Source organism: Oceanisphaera arctica, from assembly GCF_002936955.1.
In the GTDB taxonomy this organism is placed as follows: domain Bacteria; phylum Pseudomonadota; class Gammaproteobacteria; order Enterobacterales; family Aeromonadaceae; genus Oceanimonas; species Oceanimonas arctica.
Genome location: NZ_MPZM01000001.1, coordinates 158862 through 175836, shown reverse-complemented (window position 1 = coordinate 175836; position 16975 = coordinate 158862). Strand labels below are relative to the sequence as shown.

General features: G+C 56.9%; 16 protein-coding genes. 11 read left to right on the top strand and 5 right to left on the bottom strand.

What is annotated here, in order from left to right; all coding sequences use genetic code 11:
• Positions 1–49 precede the first annotated feature (49 nt).
• From UN63_RS00900 to bamJ, 3 genes are all read left to right on the top strand, one after another.
• Positions 50–730 carry a winged helix-turn-helix domain-containing protein gene (locus tag UN63_RS00900; RefSeq protein ID WP_104484908.1) on the top strand — a complete coding sequence of 227 codons (681 nt, stop codon included), beginning with the start codon at positions 50–52 and terminating at the stop codon, positions 728–730.
• Positions 711–2039, top strand: a complete 1329-nt coding sequence (locus UN63_RS00895; protein WP_104484907.1) for a sensor histidine kinase — start codon at positions 711–713, stop codon at positions 2037–2039. Before UN63_RS00900 ends, UN63_RS00895 begins: the two co-directional genes overlap by 20 nt.
• Before the next feature lie 302 nt (positions 2040–2341).
• Positions 2342–2812 carry a BamJ family beta-barrel-assembly machinery protein gene (gene bamJ / locus UN63_RS00890; protein WP_104484906.1) on the top strand — a complete coding sequence of 157 codons (471 nt, stop codon included), beginning with the start codon at positions 2342–2344 and terminating at the stop codon, positions 2810–2812.
• Between the two features lie 136 nt (positions 2813–2948).
• On the opposite strand, the gene UN63_RS00885 is transcribed toward bamJ, so the two are convergent.
• The 3 genes from UN63_RS00885 to tkt form a co-directional block, all read right to left on the bottom strand.
• Entirely contained in the window at positions 2949–3146 is a 198-nt protein-coding gene (locus UN63_RS00885; protein WP_104484905.1) for a hypothetical protein, read from the bottom strand.
• A gap of 175 nt (positions 3147–3321) precedes the next feature.
• Positions 3322–3996 (bottom strand): Cthe_2314 family HEPN domain-containing protein, encoded by a 675-nt coding sequence (locus UN63_RS00880; protein ID WP_104484904.1) that lies wholly within the window; start codon positions 3994–3996, stop codon positions 3322–3324.
• Positions 3997–4809: 813 nt separating this feature from the next.
• Positions 4810–6810: a transketolase gene (gene tkt, locus UN63_RS00875; protein WP_104484903.1), complete on the bottom strand. Its 2001-nt coding sequence runs from the start codon at positions 6808–6810 to the stop codon at positions 4810–4812.
• 255 nt (positions 6811–7065) lie between these two features.
• Here tkt and metK point away from each other — a divergent pair, with 255 nt between their 5' ends.
• The 8 genes from metK to ruvX all read left to right on the top strand — a co-directional run bounded on the left by metK (position 7066) and on the right by ruvX (position 13169).
• Positions 7066–8226, top strand: a complete 1161-nt coding sequence (gene metK, locus UN63_RS00870) for a methionine adenosyltransferase (RefSeq protein WP_104484902.1) — start codon at positions 7066–7068, stop codon at positions 8224–8226.
• Between the two features lie 403 nt (positions 8227–8629).
• Positions 8630–9142, top strand: a complete 513-nt coding sequence (locus UN63_RS00865; RefSeq protein WP_104484901.1) for a SprT family zinc-dependent metalloprotease — start codon at positions 8630–8632, stop codon at positions 9140–9142.
• Positions 9139–9609, top strand: a complete 471-nt coding sequence (locus UN63_RS00860; protein WP_104484900.1) for a peroxiredoxin — start codon at positions 9139–9141, stop codon at positions 9607–9609. Before UN63_RS00865 ends, UN63_RS00860 begins: the two co-directional genes overlap by 4 nt.
• A 159-nt stretch (positions 9610–9768) precedes the next feature.
• Positions 9769–10473, top strand: a complete 705-nt coding sequence (locus UN63_RS00855; RefSeq protein WP_104484899.1) for an endonuclease — start codon at positions 9769–9771, stop codon at positions 10471–10473.
• Entirely contained in the window at positions 10451–11182 is a 732-nt protein-coding gene (gene rsmE, locus UN63_RS00850; protein ID WP_104484898.1) for a 16S rRNA (uracil(1498)-N(3))-methyltransferase, read from the top strand. Before UN63_RS00855 ends, rsmE begins: the two co-directional genes overlap by 23 nt.
• Positions 11179–12126, top strand: coding sequence for a glutathione synthase (gshB, locus tag UN63_RS00845; protein WP_104484897.1), 948 nt, complete (start codon positions 11179–11181; stop codon positions 12124–12126). Before rsmE ends, gshB begins: the two co-directional genes overlap by 4 nt.
• Positions 12127–12198: 72 nt before the next feature.
• Positions 12199–12753, top strand: a complete 555-nt coding sequence (locus tag UN63_RS00840) for a YqgE/AlgH family protein (protein WP_104484896.1) — start codon at positions 12199–12201, stop codon at positions 12751–12753.
• Entirely contained in the window at positions 12750–13169 is a 420-nt protein-coding gene (gene ruvX / locus UN63_RS00835; RefSeq protein WP_104484895.1) for a Holliday junction resolvase RuvX, read from the top strand. Before UN63_RS00840 ends, ruvX begins: the two co-directional genes overlap by 4 nt.
• A gap of 115 nt (positions 13170–13284) precedes the next feature.
• Here the strand turns inward: ruvX and UN63_RS00830 are convergent, their stop codons facing one another.
• Positions 13285–13488, bottom strand: coding sequence for a cold-shock protein (locus UN63_RS00830; protein ID WP_071473096.1), 204 nt, complete (start codon positions 13486–13488; stop codon positions 13285–13287).
• A 257-nt stretch (positions 13489–13745) separates the two neighbouring features.
• A complete protein-coding gene (carB, locus tag UN63_RS00825; RefSeq protein ID WP_104484894.1) occupies positions 13746–16973 on the bottom strand; it encodes a carbamoyl-phosphate synthase large subunit in 3228 nt (1075 codons plus the stop codon).
• Between the last annotated feature and the right edge of the window lie 2 nt (positions 16974–16975).

Below are 16975 nucleotides of genomic sequence, written 5' to 3'. Positions count from 1 at the left end.
CGTGTCACTGTTACAATATCGGCTCATCAATGAATGACGAGAATCGCCAATGGAACTGCTGCTGGTGGAAGACGACCCCAAGATTGCCGACTTCATCCATCGCGGACTCGGCGAACAAGGCTACCGGGTACGGCATTATATCCGGGCGGAAGAAGCGGCGCTGGCGGCCCGGGAACGGGAACCCGTGCTCGCCATCGTCGACATCATGCTGCCCGGCCAGGACGGCCTCAGTCTGGTGCAACAATGGCGCGGCCAGGGCATGGACTTTCCCATCCTGATGCTGAGCGCCCGCCGTTCGGTGGATGATCGGGTGCAGGGATTGCGCCTGGGGGGAGACGACTACCTGACCAAACCCTTCGCCTTCAGCGAGCTACTGGCCCGGGTCGAGGTGCTGCTGCGCCGCAGCAGCAGGCTCCCTCATCCACCGGATCGCCCCCTGCAACTGGCCGATCTGAGCCTGGACCCTCTGGGCAAACAGGCCAGGCGCGCCGGTCAAAAGCTTCAGTTGCAACCACGGGAATACGTCTTGCTGGAATTGTTGCTGCGCCATCAGGGCCGGGTGCTTTCACGCACCCAGATCCTGGAGCAGGTATGGGACTATCGTTTCGATCCCCAGACCAACGTCGTCGATGTGCTGATCTGCCGATTGCGCAACAAGCTCGACAAGGATCACCCGCAAAAACTGCTGCATACCCTGCGAGGAATAGGCTATGTCCTGCGTATCGACTGAACCCCGTTTCGCCACCGGCTGGACTCTCACCCTCTGGTATCTGCTGCTGATGACTCTGGTTACCGGCGGCCTGTTGCTGGCCGGGGATCACCTGCTGGGCAAGCGCCTGCTGGAAAAAGACCGGCAACTGGTGAGCACCCTGCAGGACAATTATCACCGAGTCGGCCAGGACGCCGGCCCCGATAAACTGCTGCATGTATTGCACCGTGATCGGGAGTTTCTGCAACTCAGCCACTATCGTCTGCGCTTCGACGCCCCCGACGGTCGCCCGCTGTTCGTGGCAGGCAACCCCCTGCCCGGGCAGACGGCGGGCCTGCTGGACGATGGCAGCTGGAGCCAGACCATGGCCATCGGCGACCACCGCTTGCACATTGCCCTTGAAGCCGGGCCACGGCAGCAGGATCTGGCTCGCTACCGGCTCACCATGCTGCAACTGATGCTGCCCATGCTGCTGTTCAGCCTGCTGCTGGTAGCCTGGCTGACCCACAGCACCCTGCGCCCCATTCAGGCCCTGATCCTGCGTGTGGCCAGCCTGCAACGAGACGGGCTGGAACAACCGGTGCCGCTTACCGCCTCTCCGCGCAGCGAGCTGGGCCAGCTGACCCTGCTGTTCAACCAGCAGATGAGCCGGATACACCGGCTGGTCTGCGGCCTGCGTCACGCCCTGGACAGCGCTGCCCACGACTTGCGCACCCCGCTCACCCGCCAGCGGCTCAGCCTGGAGCAGGCCCTGTCGAGCGACGATGCCACTCAGTGGCGGGAAAGCCTGCTCGACTGCGCCGAGGAAAACCAGCGCATGGAAGCCCTGCTCGGCTATCTGCTGGCCATTACCGCCGCCGAGCAGGGGCTGGATCCGGCCCATGAAAGCGATTGTGAACTGGGGGAAATCCTGCGGGAAATGGTCGATCTCTACGACATGGTCGCCGAAGACAAGGGCGTGCAACTGACCACCGACATCGCCGGCGACCTCCGGTTGCGGGGCGATGCCCAAGCCCTGCGCCAGGCCTTCGCCAACCTGCTCGACAACGCACTCAAATACACCCCGGCAGGGGGCAATATCCGGCTGCAAGCACACCGGCAAGGCGCCGATATTCGGGTGCGGATTACCGACTCGGGCATCGGTATCGACCCGGCCGACCTGCCCCATGTGTTCGAGCGGCTGTACCGGGCCGACAGCAGCCGGCAGAGCCCCGGCCATGGTTTGGGGCTGACGCTGGTCAAGGCAATACTCGACAACCACAGTGCCCGCATCACCGTCGATTCGGATCAGGGCGGCACCCGTATCGAGTGTCGTTTTCCGGGCAGTTGATACTGCCCCATGAACATTCGCTTTTTGTGATTGCCATACCAACCCCGGACAAAGGACCTGCTTCTTCGACCCGATCAAGCACCTCCTTGTGACGCTCAGCACATGACATCCCTGTCATGTGATGGTCGATGAAGCAGATCCCTTTGTCCTCCTTGAGGTTCCGGCGTGGCCTGTTGGCGCCGTCTGCGGGATACTCGGTGTTCACGATAGGTCAATATGATCAGATGCTTAACGGAATTGGTATTACCTCGAAAAGCATCGAGTGATAGAATGCAAACATCTCAACAGCAGCAGGATAAATAATGAAATTTTTCATCTTGGCGGTCGTCATTCTGGTCGTGGGCTTTTACATCATCAGAAATTCGAATCATAAAAAGGCGGCGGTTGAAAACATCGCGGCAGGAAACGAATTTTTAGCCCAGAACAAAACCAATGATAATGTGCAGGAAACTGCCTCCGGTTTGCAGTATCAAATACTGACCAAAGGCGAAGGCGATGTTCATCCCAGCGCCAAGTCAACGGTTACCGTGCATTATCATGGCACTCTGTTGGACGGCACCGTATTTGATAGCTCGGTAGAGCGTAAAGAGCCCATCAGTTTCCCGTTAAATCGAGTGATAAGAGGATGGACCGAGGGTGTGCAACTGATGGTGGTGGGTGACAAATTCAAGTTTTTCATCCCATCCAAACTGGCCTACGGCAACAGCCCGGCCGGAACCATAAAGCCGGGATCCTTACTGATTTTTGAAGTGGAACTTCTGGAAATCGAATAACTTCAATCGCGCCCTCTTCTGCGTGCTACTGACACAATGATAAAGTGCGTATTACACCTCGATTTTGTTAGATCGAGGTGTTTACTAAAACAGGGAAGCATAAGTATATACTGCTATAGCTTATTAGCTTTGGCCATTAAATTCTTACATAACGCCAAGTCTTTAGCCTCATTGATTTAGCCCAGCTTTTAGCTGTGGCTTTATCTCCAGCCATTGGCACTTCCCTAAGATCCAATTGATCAATAATTTTGTAGTTTGACTCATTTACTTCCTCACTCATATCAAATGAGTACCACCTGACAACTTGTTCTGTTGTTGCTAAAACGTACGCCATTATTAAAGCCTGTTAAAATAATCCGAACTGTATTGCCACAAAATTAAAGTGTCTACTGTTCGTGGGTAACTCGATTGACTAACGCCCGGCTCACCGAGCAAATTTTTGGTGGCGGCTTTTGTGCGGTTCTTTGCACAATAAGGTGGCAGCGAAATTTGTCCGGCGCAGCCATTTGTTATGTTTTCCTGGCATGCCCCTCATATACAGGAAGCGCCAGATCTAAAAAGCTGTTGACCGATTCGACAATGTTTTTTGTGCTTTCAGAAAACATATCGAGATGCTTTATTATTACAACAACTGTGTTTTGCTCTATTACTTCATCAGATAGTCCGATACTTTCAATTTCGCCATTCAAAATGAATTTAGCCTTCCGTGCTGTGTCTACCCACTCTAATTCCTGATTGGAATATCTGTCATGATGGACAACTCCATTCCTTTCGAGCCGATATACTTCGCAAGCTTTATTGATTTTCTTCAATGCGTTCTTCAGGCCAAGCTTCTCAACTTTTCGATTGGTAGTGATCGATACATGACTAACGGATTCTTTAGCCATTTGAATATCACATAAATAGTTTGTGAAGATCAACGCGCGATCATAAACCGAACGGCTTCTAATCAAGTAGTTCTCAATGTGAAACTCGATATACTCTGCTATCTCATGCTCGCTTGGACTAAGGCGATAAGATTGCCTTATGCATTCTTCTGCTATTTCTAACTTCTTCAATGAGGTTTTTATAGCCTTGCACGTAGTCCAGCAATCCACGTGATACTGCTCGACTTCCGACTCTTCAGAGTCATTTTTATGAGTTTCTAGGTCGCTTAAAAACGACTCAAATATTTGATGCGTCAAACAGCTCTCCTGAAAACATCACATTTTTAATACTATGCATGCACATATACGCTCATGCTCATATTGATCCTTGTTAATGCTCGGTACCAACGGACACACTAGCTGCAACCCATTGATTATTAATATCTTTTAAAACACTACCGAGCACATATAAGCACGAGGCTGCAGCAAGGCAGGTACTTTGGCCGAGCCATAAAAATAATCGGTATAAAACATCAGGTTTAAGGCCGTGACTTCCTGCTTATTCATTAACATGTCGCATGAACTTCAAATGAGACCATTTTGGACGGAGTGACGGTGAAGTGCAATTAAAAGCCATGAAAAAAACCGCCATAAGCGGCGGCCTCTGCCATCAGGCCATTCCAGAGCATCAAGGAGGACAAAGGGATCTGCTCCGCCGCCCCTCCGCGCCAAGGATGGCGCGACGGAGCCTCCAGGGCGGGATTTACGGCGAGTCGGCGGATCGGGCCCTTTGTTCGGCGTTTACGCCGAGATGAAAGAGATCCTTTGTTTAGTGGAAAGTGCTAACTGGCGACTCCGGTGCTATGAAGAGGCAAGCGGGATAGCCTCAGCCGACCATCACATGACAGGACGTCATGTGCTGAGCGTCGCAGGGATGCGGTTTAGCGTGTCGGAAGAGGCTACCCGGTTGCCTCTGAGCCGAGCAACAGAGCTTATGTTCTGCTGCGCACAACCGGCCGGCTGAAGCGGCCTCTACAAAAGACGGTGCCGTTCCCCTCCCTTTCAGGCACAAAAAAACCGGCCGCAGCCGGTTTTTTCATTAAGGAGTAACGCGCGGGCTTTTAGGCCAGCTTACTTGCCTAACAGGGCGTTCGCCTTTTCTACCACGTTGTCGACGGTGAAGCCGAACAGCTTGAACAAGTCACCGGCCGGGGCCGACTCACCAAAGGTATGCATACCGATGATGTCGCCGCCAAAGCCCACATACTTGTACCAGTAGTCGGCAATACCGGCTTCTACTGCCAGACGCTTGGTCACGGCGGCGGGCAGCACGCTTTCTTTATACTCGGCAGACTGGGCATCGAACACATCGGTACAAGGCAGAGACACCACTCGTACCTGCTTGCCTTCACCGCTCAACTGCTCGTAGGCAGCCACGGCCAGCTCGATTTCGGAGCCGGTGGCGATGATGATGAGCTCAGGCGTGCCGGCGCAGTCTTTCAGCACATAGCCACCCTTGGCCACGTCGGCCAGCTGGGCGTCGGTACGATCGATCTGACCCAGGTTCTGACGGGAGAAAATCAGCGCGGTCGGACCGTCCTGACGTTCGATAGCTGCTTTCCAGGCCACGGCAGACTCGACCTGATCGCAGGGGCGCCAGGTGCTCATGTTCGGGGTCAGACGCAGAGAAGCAATCTGTTCTACCGGCTGGTGAGTCGGGCCGTCTTCGCCCAGACCGATAGAGTCGTGGGTATAAACGAAGATGGAGCGTTGCTTCATCAGCGCCGCCATGCGCAGGGCATTACGGGCATATTCCACAAACATCAGGAAGGTGCCGCCGTAAGGCACAAAGCCGCCGTGCAGGGCGATACCGTTCATGATGGCGCTCATACCAAACTCGCGTACACCGTAGTGCAGGTAGTTACCGCTGGCGTCTTCGGCACTGATGGGCTGAGAGCCCTTGTGGATGGTCAGGTTGCTGGGTGCCAGATCGGCGCTGCCGCCGAGCAGTTCGGGCAACACAGCACCGAAGGCGTCCAGCGCATTCTGAGAGGCCTTGCGGGTGGCAATCTTGGCCGGGTTGGCCTGCAGCGTCTTGATGAAATCGGCGCTCTGGGCGGCCCAGTCGGCCGGCAGCTCACCGTTAACGCGGCGCTTGAACTCGACAGCCAGTTCCGGATGAGCTGCGGCATAGGCGGCGAATTGCTCGTTCCAGGCGGCTTCGGCGGCGGTACCCTTTTCCTTGGCATTCCAGTCGGCATAGATGTCGTCGGGGATTTCGAAGGGAGCATGAGTCCAGCCCAGCTGTTCACGGGTGGCGGCGATTTCCGCCTCGCCCAGAGGGGCACCGTGACAGTCGTGGGTGCCGCCCTTGTTGGGCGAGCCGAAACCGATCACGGTCTTGCAGCAGATCATGGTCGGACGAGCGGTATCGGCGCGGGCGGCGTCGATCGCAGCGGTCAGGGCGGCGCTGTCGTGGCCGTCTACGTCGGCGATGACCTGCCAGCCGTAGGCTTCAAAGCGCTTGGGGGTATCGTCGCTGAACCAACCGTCGACGTGACCGTCGATGGAGATGCCGTTGTCATCCCAGAAGGCAATCAGCTTGCCCAGACCCAGAGTACCGGCCAGGGAGCAGGCTTCGTGGGAGATGCCTTCCATCAGGCAGCCGTCACCCAGGAAGGTGTAAGTATGGTGGTCTACTACTTCATGACCGGGACGGTTGAACTGGGCGGCCAGAGATTTTTCGGCGATGGCCATGCCCACGGCATTGGTGATGCCCTGACCCAGGGGGCCTGTGGTGGTTTCGATACCCGGCGCATAACCGTACTCGGGGTGACCCGGAGTCTTGGAGTGCAGCTGGCGGAACTGTTTGAGATCGTCGATGGACAGCTCGTAGCCGGTCAGGTGCAGCAGGGAATACAGCAGCATGGAGCCGTGGCCGTTGGACAGAATAAAGCGGTCGCGGTCGGCCCAGTTGGGGTTGCTGGGGTTGTGCTTGAGGTAATCGCGCCACAACACCTCGGCGATATCCGCCATGCCCATGGGGGCGCCGGGGTGACCGGAATTGGCTTTCTGTACCGCATCCATACTGAGTGCGCGCACGGCATTGGCCAGCACTTGACGAGAAGGCATCGACATCTCCTGAGAATATTGACTAGAAAAAAGGGGTGAAGAAAACGGCGGTATTGTCCCAAAGACTGCCAGAGGGCGCAAATCTAATCTCCCCAGGTCAAACGGATAGGTCAAACGGGGTGGGCAAACGAGGCGGCCAGACGACTTTTTACTGGCAATCGGTGCGGCGGCTCTCTAGAATAGCCATCCAGATGTTAATACCGCCATCCTCGGCCGGTCATTACACCCCAGATTAATTCAAGTTAGGAAAGTATCATGGCCAGACTGTTTACCTCCGAGTCCGTATCCGAAGGTCATCCGGACAAAATTGCCGATCAGATCTCCGATGCGGTGCTGGACGCCATCATCGAGCAGGATCCCAAGGCGCGCGTGGCCTGCGAAAGCTTCGTCAAGACCGGCATGGTCATCGTGGGCGGTGAAATCTCCACCAGCGCCTGGGTTGACATCGAAGAGCTGGTACGCCGTACCGTGCGTGACATCGGCTACACCAGCTCCGAAATGGGCTTCGACGGCGAAAGCTGCGCCGTGCTCAACGCCATCGGTAAACAGTCTCCGGATATCGCCATGGGCGTGGATCGGAAAGATGAAGACCCCTACGCTCAGGGCGCCGGCGATCAAGGCCTGATGTTCGGTTATGCGTCCAACGAAACCGACGTGCTGATGCCCGCTCCGGTCACTTACGCTCATCGTCTGGTCAAGCGCCAGGCCCATGTGCGCAAGGCCCGTGAGCTGCCCTGGCTGCGTCCGGACGCCAAGTCTCAGGTGACCTTCGTCTACGACGACAACGGCAAGCCGGTAGGCATCGACACCGTGGTTCTGTCTACCCAGCACGGCCCGGATATCGATCAGGCTACCCTGCGCGAAGCCGTGATGGAGATGATCATCAAGCCGGTGCTGCCGGCCGAGTGGCTGACCAAGAACACCAAGTACCACATAAACCCGACCGGCCAGTTCATTATCGGTGGCCCCATGGGTGACTGCGGTCTGACCGGACGCAAGATCATCGTCGACACCTACGGCGGCATGGCCCGTCACGGTGGTGGTGCCTTCTCGGGCAAGGATCCGTCAAAGGTGGATCGCTCCGCCGCCTATGCCGCCCGTTACGTGGCCAAGAACATCGTTGCCGCCGGCCTGGCCGACCGCTGTGAAATTCAGGTCTCCTACGCCATCGGTGTGGCCGAGCCGACGTCCATCAGCGTGGAAACCTTCGGCACCGGCAAGGTGGCAGAAGAGCTGATCGATGCCCTGGTGCGCGAACACTTCGATCTGCGCCCTTACGGCCTGATCCAGATGCTGGACCTGAACCGTCCCATCTATCAGTCCACCGCCGCCTACGGCCACTTCGGTCGGGACGAGTTCCCCTGGGAAGCGACCGACAAGGCCGAATTGCTGCGTGACGCCGCCGGTCTGAAGTAAGTGATAAAGGGGAAGCGCAGGCTTCCCCTTTTTATATGCTGAATGTCAGTTCGTCATGCGAGGCAGCAGTGCGGTTGCGCTCCGCCGACACGCTTCAAGCCCCTCCCTGGGACGCTCGGCAAATGTCATCCATGACATTTGACGGTCGGCTACGGCAATCCCCACTGCTGCTTCGTGAAACTGGAGAGTTGCCTGTCAAAAGCTAACAGGCACCTCGTTGCTTGACAAGGAAGGCAAAGGGTGTCTGCTTCGCCGCGCCCTCTGCGCCATGGATGGCGCAGCGGAGCCCCCAGGGAGGGGTTCACGGCGTGCCGGAGAAGCAGTGCGCTTTGCCTGACGAAAACGCACGATACAGCAAACGGCAACACCTGTGACCAAGAGACAGGCTGACAGCTTTACAAACATGAAACCTGACGAAATCCTTTACCAGCGCGTTCACGACAGAGTCACCGAATGCCTGGTGCTGGCCGCTCGCCACACCGGCCGGAACTTTGACCCGCCCCGGGTGTGCTTCAACCAGCGCGGTCGCATCGCCGGCTCGGCCTGGCTCGAACGCTGGGAGCTACGCTTCAACCCGGTATTGCTGGCCGATAACGAGGCCGAATTCATGGCCGAGATCATCCCTCATGAAGTAGCTCATCTGGTGGCGTTCGCCTGTTTCGGCAAGGTCAAACCGCACGGTCGGGAATGGCAGAGCATCATGCTGTCGGTGTTCGGGCTCGAGCCCCGCACCCGCCACCGGCTAAACACCGCCAGGGTCGCGCCCACTTATCCGTACCACTGTGACTGTCGTGAGCATCGGTTAAGCCTGCGCCGTCACAACAACATTCAACGCGGTAAACAGCGCTATCAATGCCTGCATTGTAATAAACTGTTGTCGTTATCCACCGCAGATACAAAAAGGAAAGTCCCATGATCAAGATTGGTGAGAAATTACCCGAACAGAGCTTTACCTTTATCACCGACGCCGGCAAGAGCAGTGCCGACAGCGCCGCACTCTTTGGCGGCAAGAAGGTGGTGATCTTCGCCGTACCCGGCGCCTTTACCCCGACCTGCTCCCAGGCCCACCTGCCCGGTTTTGTGGTGCTGGCCGACCAGTTCAGGGCCAGTGGCGTGAGTCTGTACTGCCTGTCGGTCAACGATGCCTTCGTGATGCGCGCCTGGCAGCAGGCCCAGAATGCCGGGGCCGTTACCATGCTGGCCGACGGTAACGGTTCTTTCACCCAGGCGCTGGGCCTTGCCAAAGACACCGGTGATTTCGGCGGCCTGCGCGCCCAGCGTTTTGCGCTGGTAGCAGAAAATGGCGTCGTCACCGCCCTGCAGGTAGAAGCGCCGGGCAAGTTCGAAGTCTCTTCCGCCGAGGCCATGCTGGCCCTGGTGTAACGGCATAAAGTAACGGCTTCTGGGATGGGGAAGATCTCCATCCCGGATCTCGGCTTTCTGCTAACGGCTTCTAGGTCCCCATCCTACCTCGGGCCCTTTCCCCGCCCCCGCAGCGGGTGGTAAACTGCGCCATTACAAAACCATAAAAAATAACGAGTCGTGCGCTATTTCATTTTACTTTTGGGCTTCAGCTCCTGGCTGGCTTATGGCGAAGCCTTGTCCTTTCGTCAGGCCAAAAAAGTGGCCCCCGGTATTTATAACGATTACCCGGTGAGCTTTTACTGCGGTTGCCCCATCGGTGCCCAGGGCAAGAAACTGGTACCGGATCTGGAACGCTGTGGCTACCAGGTGCGCAAACAGCAGAAACGGGCCAGCCGCATCGAGTGGGAACACGTGGTCCCGGCCTGGGAATTCGGCCATCAACGCCAGTGCTGGCAGAACGGGGGCCGCAAGAACTGTACCCGCAGCGATGCCCAGTTCAAGCAGATGGAAGGCGATTTGCACAACCTGGTGCCGGCGGTGGGCGAGGTCAACGGCGACCGCTCCAATTACCGCTTTTCCGAATGGAACGGTAGGCCAAACCAGTATGGTCGCTGTCAGGTGCTGGTCGACTTCAAGGGCCGCAAAGTCCAGCCCCCCGAGGCCAGCCGGGGCGCCATCGCCCGCACCTATCTGTATATGCAGCAACAATACCGGCTGAAGATCGCCTCGCAGCAGCTGAAACTGTTTGAAGCCTGGAACCGGCAATATCCGGCAAGCCAATGGGAATGCAAGCGTGATCAACGTATCAGCGCCATTCAGGGCAACAGCAACCCCTTTGTAAAGGAACAATGCAAACATTATGCGTATACCCCGAATCCATGAGCCCGCACCCCTGTCCTGCGGACTTGAACTGGCGCTGTCGAGCGACGGTGCCAACCATGTCGGCCGGGTGCTGAGAATGCAGCCCGGCCAGCAGCTGGTGCTGTTCAACGGCCAGGGAGGCGAGTATCAGGCCGAGATCCTGCAAGCCGACAAGAAATCGGTTCTGGTTCGCGTCGGCGACTTCGAGGCCGCCGACTGCGAATCGCCGCTGCACTTTCATCTGGGCCAGGTGATCAGCCGCGGCGACAAGATGGAATTCACCATCCAGAAGTCGGTCGAGCTCGGTGTCAACGTGATCACCCCGTTGTTTTCCAGCCGCTGCGGCGTCAAGCTGTCCGGTGAGCGACTGGAGAAAAAGCTGCAGCAATGGCAGAGCATCGCCATCGCCGCCTGCGAACAGTGTGGCCGCAATCGTATGCCCGACATTCGCCCAGCCATGGCCCTGGAACAGTGGCTGGCGGAAGAAACCGAAGATCTCAGGCTCAACCTGCATCCCAGAGCCGAATACAGCGTCAACACCTTGCCGCCACCCAACGCCGGCGTCAGGCTGCTGGTGGGGCCCGAGGGAGGCCTGTCCGATGACGAAATCATCCAGGCCCGTGAGCGCGGCTTTATTGATATACTGCTCGGTCCCCGGGTACTGAGAACCGAAACCGCGGCCCTGACCGCCATCACCGCCCTGCAATGCCGATTTGGAGATCTTGCATGACCATTAAACTGGGAATAGTGATGGACCCCATCCAGTCCATCAACATCAAGAAAGACACCAGCTTCGCCATGCTGCTGGAAGCTCAGCACCGCGGCTATGAGCTGTGGTATATGGAGATGAGCGATCTCAGCCTGCGCGACGGGGAAGCCTTCGGCCACATGGCCCGGCTGACCGTAAAGGAAGACGCCAACCAGTGGTTCACCCTGGAAGAAGCCGAACGCCTGCCATTGAGCTCGCTCGACGTGATCCTGATGCGCAAGGATCCGCCTTTCGATACCGAATATATCTACGCCACTTACCTGCTGGAGCGGGCCGAAGGCGAAGGCACCCTGATCGTCAACAAACCCCAGAGCCTGCGGGACGCCAACGAAAAGCTCTATACCGCCTGGTTCTCCGAGTTTACCCCCACCACCCTGGTCAGCCGCAAGGGCAGTGATATCCGCGCCTTTCACCAGGAGCACAAGGACATCATCATCAAGCCGCTCGACGGCATGGGTGGCGCCTCGATTTTTCGGGTGAAACAGGATGATCCCAACCTCGGCGTCATCATCGAAACCCTGACCGAGCACGGCAGCCGCTATTGCATGGTGCAGGCTTATATTCCCGCTATCACGGAAGGCGACAAGCGCGTGCTGGTCATCGATGGTGAGCCTGTGCCCTATTGCCTGGCCCGCATTCCCCAGGGCGGTGAAACCCGAGGCAACCTGGCGGCCGGTGGCCGTGGTGAAGCTCGCCCCCTCAGCGACAGCGATCGCCGCATCGCCGAGGCTCTGGGCCCGATACTCAAGGAAAAGGGACTGATCTTCGTGGGGCTGGATATTATCGGTGATAAGCTGACCGAGGTGAATGTGACCAGCCCAACCTGTGTGCGGGAAATCGAGGCCGCCTTTCCGGTCAACATCTCCGGCATGCTGATGGACGCCATCGAAAAACGTCTATCCTGACAGTAACGCCCTGACTAGTATCCCCGCCTGCCTTGCGCCGGCGGGGCCATTTCCGACCCAAGACGAGATGACATGGACTCACTGCAACATCATTTTCTTATTGCCATGCCCAGCCTCAAAGATCCCTTCTTCGCCGGCTCCGTAACCTATATTTGCGAGCACAACGACGAAGGCGCCATGGGGCTGGTGATCAACATTCCTATCGATATGCCGTTGCATGAGCTGTTGCATCAGCTGGAGATGACACCCGATGACAAGCCCGAGCTGGACAAGCCGGTGCTCCAGGGTGGCCCTGTGGCCGCAGACCGGGGCTTTGTACTGCACAGCCCGGTGGAAGGATTCAGTTCGAGCCAGTTACTGACCGATAACCTGATGATTACCACCTCTCCTGACGTGTTGGAAACCCTGGGCACAGCACAGGCGCCCGAGCACTACCTGGTGACCCTGGGTTATGCGGGCTGGACACCGGGACAGCTGGAGCAGGAGCTGACAGAAAACAGCTGGCTGACCATTCCCGCCGACACGGCGCTCATCTTCGATACTCCCCTCGCCCAGCGCTGGCATCAGGCCATCGCCCGGTTAGGCATCGACGCCCGTCATCTCTCGTCTCAGGTGGGGCACGCATGAGCCTGACCTTACTGGGCTTCGATTACGGCATGAAGAGCATCGGCGTGGCGGTAGGCCAGCAGATCACCATCTCGGCTCGCCCCCTGCTGGCACTGAAGGCAAACGAAGGTGTGCCCAACTGGGATCAGATAGCGGCGTTGCTGAAAGAATGGCAACCGGCGCTGTTGGTGGTCGGGCTGCCACTCAATATGGACGGCACCGAGCAGGATATCAGCCGCCGCGCCCGCAAGTTCGCCAACCGGCTGCACGGTCGCTTCGGTATCAAGGTGGAGCTGCAGGACGAACGCCTGACTACCACCGATGCCCGCGCCCGACTGTTCGAGGCCGGCGGCTATAAGGCGCTGGGAAAAGACGCGGTGGATGCGGTCTCGGCCCAGCTGATCCTGGAGTCCTGGATGGAAAACAATTACTCGTGAGGCGTGAGGCGTGAGGCGTGAGGCGTGAGGCCTCTATCCCCTCACTTTTCACCGTATAAAACACAAAAAACCCGCCGAAGCGGGTTTTTTTAGGTCTTGAATTACCGAAGGGTAATTACAGAACCTGAATCTGTGAAGCCTGAGGACCCTTGGCACCTTCAGTAGCGGTGTAGGATACTGCCTGGCCTTCAGCCAGAGTTTTAAAGCCACTACCAACGATTTCGGAGAAGTGGGCAAACAGATCTTTGCTGCCGTCAGCCGGAGTGATGAAACCAAAACCTTTTGCTTCGTTAAACCATTTTACGGTACCGTTAGCCATTTTTTCTTACCTTTATTTAAGTGATGAGCTCATGCTCTTAAAATGCAACAAATATCAAATAAGGGAAGCTTGGTGACTACTGTAGTGCCGTAAGGAACGAACAAAGTACAAAGGCCGCGCTAACTTGAAACTCTTGCTGACATGCACTCTACGGAAGTAAGGGGGTGGCGTCAAACATTATCGTGAATATTTTTGTATGTTATTTAACCAATAAAAAAGGCGCCTTTCGGCGCCTTGTTTTCTAATCGCGATAGCGCTTATTCGCCCTTGGCGATACGGGCATGCATTTCCTGCACCGATATCACAGAGGCGGTGGCATCGTGATCCATGGCCATACAAGTGGCGATACCGCCATTCAGGGTGGTGGTATACGCCAGCTTTTGCGCCAGGGCACCACGGCGTAATTGACGTGAGTCTTCAATGGCCTGGCGCCCTTCGGCGGTGTTCACTATGTAGCTGTACTCATTGTTCTTGATACGATCCAGAATATGAGGACGGCCTTCATGTACCTTGTTCACCAGGCGCGGATAGATATTGGCTTCACCCAATACGACTGCAGTGCCGTGAGTGGCATCCAGCTCGAAACCGGCAGCCAGCAAGGCTTTTGCCAGCTCTACCACGCGCTTCTTGTCGCTCTCGCGTACCGACAGCAGGGCACGGCCTCCTTTCGGCACGGCCTTGCCTGCGCCCAGGTGCGCTTTACCGAAGGCTTCGGCAAAAGTTTCACCTACACCCATGACTTCACCGGTCGAGCGCATTTCCGGGCCCAACAGCGGATCCACTCCCGGGAACTTATTAAACGGCAGTACTACTTCTTTCACAGAAAAATAAGGCGGAATGACTTCTTTGGTAACACCCAGCTCAACCAGTGTCTTGCCCGCCATAACACGAGCGGCAACCTTGGCCAGCGGAATACCGGTGGCCTTGGAAACAAACGGCACGGTACGAGCGGCGCGCGGATTTACCTCAATCAGGTAAATGTCGCTGCCTTTGACCGCAAACTGAATGTTCATCAAGCCAACCACACCCAGCTCCAGAGCCAACTTGCGCACTTGCTCGCGCATCTCGTCCTGTACTGCCTGGCTCAGGGTATAAGCCGGCAGTGAACAACCCGAATCACCGGAGTGCACACCGGCTTGCTCTATGTGCTCCATAATGCCGCCGATGACTACGTCTTTACCATCACAAATGGCATCCACGTCCACTTCTACCGCGTCATCCAGGAAACGGTCGAGCAGTACCGGCGACTCGTTAGAAACCGTCACCGCTTCATTGAAGTAACGACGCAAGTCTTGCTCGTCATAGACGATTTCCATCGCCCGGCCGCCCAACACATAAGACGGACGCACCACCAGCGGATAACCGATGCGCTCGGCAACCACGACCGCCTGCTCCATGGCAGTCACGGTGCCATTTTCCGGCTGCTTCAGACCCAAACGCTCAATCGCTTGCTGAAAACGCTCACGATCTTCGGCTCGGTCGATGGCATCCGGGCTGGTACCAATAATAGGTACGCCGGCGGCTTCCAATGCGCGCGCCAATTTCAACGGAGTCTGGCCGCCGTACTGTACTATCACACCCTTGGGCTTTTCGATGCGCACAATTTCCAGCACATCTTCCAGCGTTACCGGTTCAAAGTAGAGACGGTCGGAGGTGTCGTAGTCGGTAGAAACCGTTTCCGGGTTACAGTTGACCATGATGGTCTCGAAGCCGTCTTCGCGCAGCGCCAGCGAAGCATGCACACAGCAGTAATCGAACTCGATACCCTGGCCGATACGGTTGGGGCCACCGCCCAGTATCATGATCTTGTCTTTATCAGACGGATTGGCTTCACACTCATCATCATAAGACGAATACATGTAAGCGGTATCGGTCGAGAATTCGGCGGCACAGGTGTCCACCCGCTTGTAAACCGGGAAAATTTCAAAGCGATGACGCAGCTTGCGCACTTCATCTTCAGAAAGACCCAGCAACTTGCCCAGACGGATGTCGGCAAAGCCCTTGCGCTTGAGGCTGCGCAGCAGCTCAGGCGTCAGGTCGGTAATAGTCAGGCCCTGAACCTGCCCTTCCAGCTTGATCAAGTCTTCCAACTGCACCAGGAACCAGGGGTCTACGTTGGTCAGTTTAAAGATTTCATCCATGCTCATACCGGCACGGAAGGCATCGCCTATGTACCAGATACGCTCAGGGCCCGGCTCTTGCAACTCGTGACGAATGCGCGCCATGCTGTCCGCATCGTTCAAGTCGATAATGGGATCCAGACCGTGCTGACCTGTTTCCAGGCTGCGCAGTGCTTTTTGCAGCGATTCCTGGAAGTTACGGCCAATGGACATGACTTCGCCCACCGACTTCATCTGAGTGGTCAGACGGTCGTTGGCGCCGGCAAACTTCTCGAAGTTGAAGCGCGGGATCTTGGTAACAACATAATCGATGGCCGGTTCAAACGATGCCGGGGTCAGACCGCCGGTGATATCGTTCTGCAGCTCGTCCAGGGTGTAACCGATGGCCAGCTTGGCCGCAACCTTGGCGATGGGGAAACCGGTCGCCTTGGAAGCCAGGGCAGAAGAACGAGACACCCGAGGGTTCATCTCGATGATCACCATGCGTCCTGTCTTGGGGTCGATACCGAACTGCACGTTGGAGCCGCCGGTTTCCACGCCGATTTCGCGCAATACCGCCAGAGAGGCGTTACGCATCAGCTGGTATTCTTTGTCGGTCAGGGTCTGAGCCGGCGCCACCGTGATGGAGTCACCGGTGTGCACGCCCATGGCATCGAAGTTTTCGATGGCACAGACGATGATGCAGTTATCGTTACGATCCCGCACCACTTCCATCTCGTATTCTTTCCAGCCGATCAGGGATTCGTCGATCAGCAGCTCGTTGGTCGGCGACAGGTCCAGACCACGGGTACAGATTTCTTCAAATTCTTCCCGGTTATAGGCGATGCCGCCGCCGGAACCACCCATGGTGAAGGAAGGACGAATAATACAAGGGAAGCCGACTTCTGCTTGTACTTTATAAGCCTCTTCCATGGTGCGGGCGATGCCGGCACGAGGACAGGCCAGACCGATGCTCTTCATCGCCTTGTCGAAACGGCTGCGATCTTCAGCCTTGTCGATGGCATCGGCGGTGGCGCCGATCATCTCGACACCAAACTCTGCCAGTACGCCGTGCTTTTCCAGCTCGAGGGCACAGTTCAGTGCGGTCTGACCACCCATGGTGGGCAAAATCGCGTCTGGACGCTCTTTTTTGATGATCTCGCGCACCACTTCCCAGTGGATCGGCTCGATATAGGTGGCGTCGGCCATCTCCGGATCGGTCATGATGGTGGCCGGGTTGGAGTTCACCAGAATGACCCGATAACCTTCTTCACGCAGGGCCTTGCAGGCCTGGGCGCCGGAGTAGTCGAATTCACAGGCCTGACCGATTACAATCGGGCCTGCGCCCAGGATCAGAATGCTCTGTATGTCTGTACGTTTTGGCATGA

Bases quoted from the DNA above. Each gene is read 5' to 3' on its own strand.
- UN63_RS00900 (WP_104484908.1), top strand. From the start codon at position 50: ATGGAACTGCTGCTGGTGGAAGACGACCCCAAGATTGCCGACTTCATC.
- UN63_RS00895 (WP_104484907.1), top strand. From the start codon at position 711: ATGTCCTGCGTATCGACTGAACCCCGTTTCGCCACCGGCTGGACTCTC.
- bamJ (WP_104484906.1), top strand. From the start codon at position 2,342: ATGAAATTTTTCATCTTGGCGGTCGTCATTCTGGTCGTGGGCTTTTAC.
- UN63_RS00885 (WP_104484905.1), bottom strand. From the start codon at position 3,146: ATGGCGTACGTTTTAGCAACAACAGAACAAGTTGTCAGGTGGTACTCA.
- tkt (WP_104484903.1), bottom strand. From the start codon at position 6,810: ATGCCTTCTCGTCAAGTGCTGGCCAATGCCGTGCGCGCACTCAGTATG.
- metK (WP_104484902.1), top strand. From the start codon at position 7,066: ATGGCCAGACTGTTTACCTCCGAGTCCGTATCCGAAGGTCATCCGGAC.
- UN63_RS00865 (WP_104484901.1), top strand. From the start codon at position 8,630: ATGAAACCTGACGAAATCCTTTACCAGCGCGTTCACGACAGAGTCACC.
- UN63_RS00860 (WP_104484900.1), top strand. From the start codon at position 9,139: ATGATCAAGATTGGTGAGAAATTACCCGAACAGAGCTTTACCTTTATC.
- rsmE (WP_104484898.1), top strand. From the start codon at position 10,451: ATGCGTATACCCCGAATCCATGAGCCCGCACCCCTGTCCTGCGGACTT.
- gshB (WP_104484897.1), top strand. From the start codon at position 11,179: ATGACCATTAAACTGGGAATAGTGATGGACCCCATCCAGTCCATCAAC.
- UN63_RS00840 (WP_104484896.1), top strand. From the start codon at position 12,199: ATGGACTCACTGCAACATCATTTTCTTATTGCCATGCCCAGCCTCAAA.
- ruvX (WP_104484895.1), top strand. From the start codon at position 12,750: ATGAGCCTGACCTTACTGGGCTTCGATTACGGCATGAAGAGCATCGGC.
- UN63_RS00830 (WP_071473096.1), bottom strand. From the start codon at position 13,488: ATGGCTAACGGTACCGTAAAATGGTTTAACGAAGCAAAAGGTTTTGGT.
- carB (WP_104484894.1), bottom strand. From the start codon at position 16,973: ATGCCAAAACGTACAGACATACAGAGCATTCTGATCCTGGGCGCAGGC.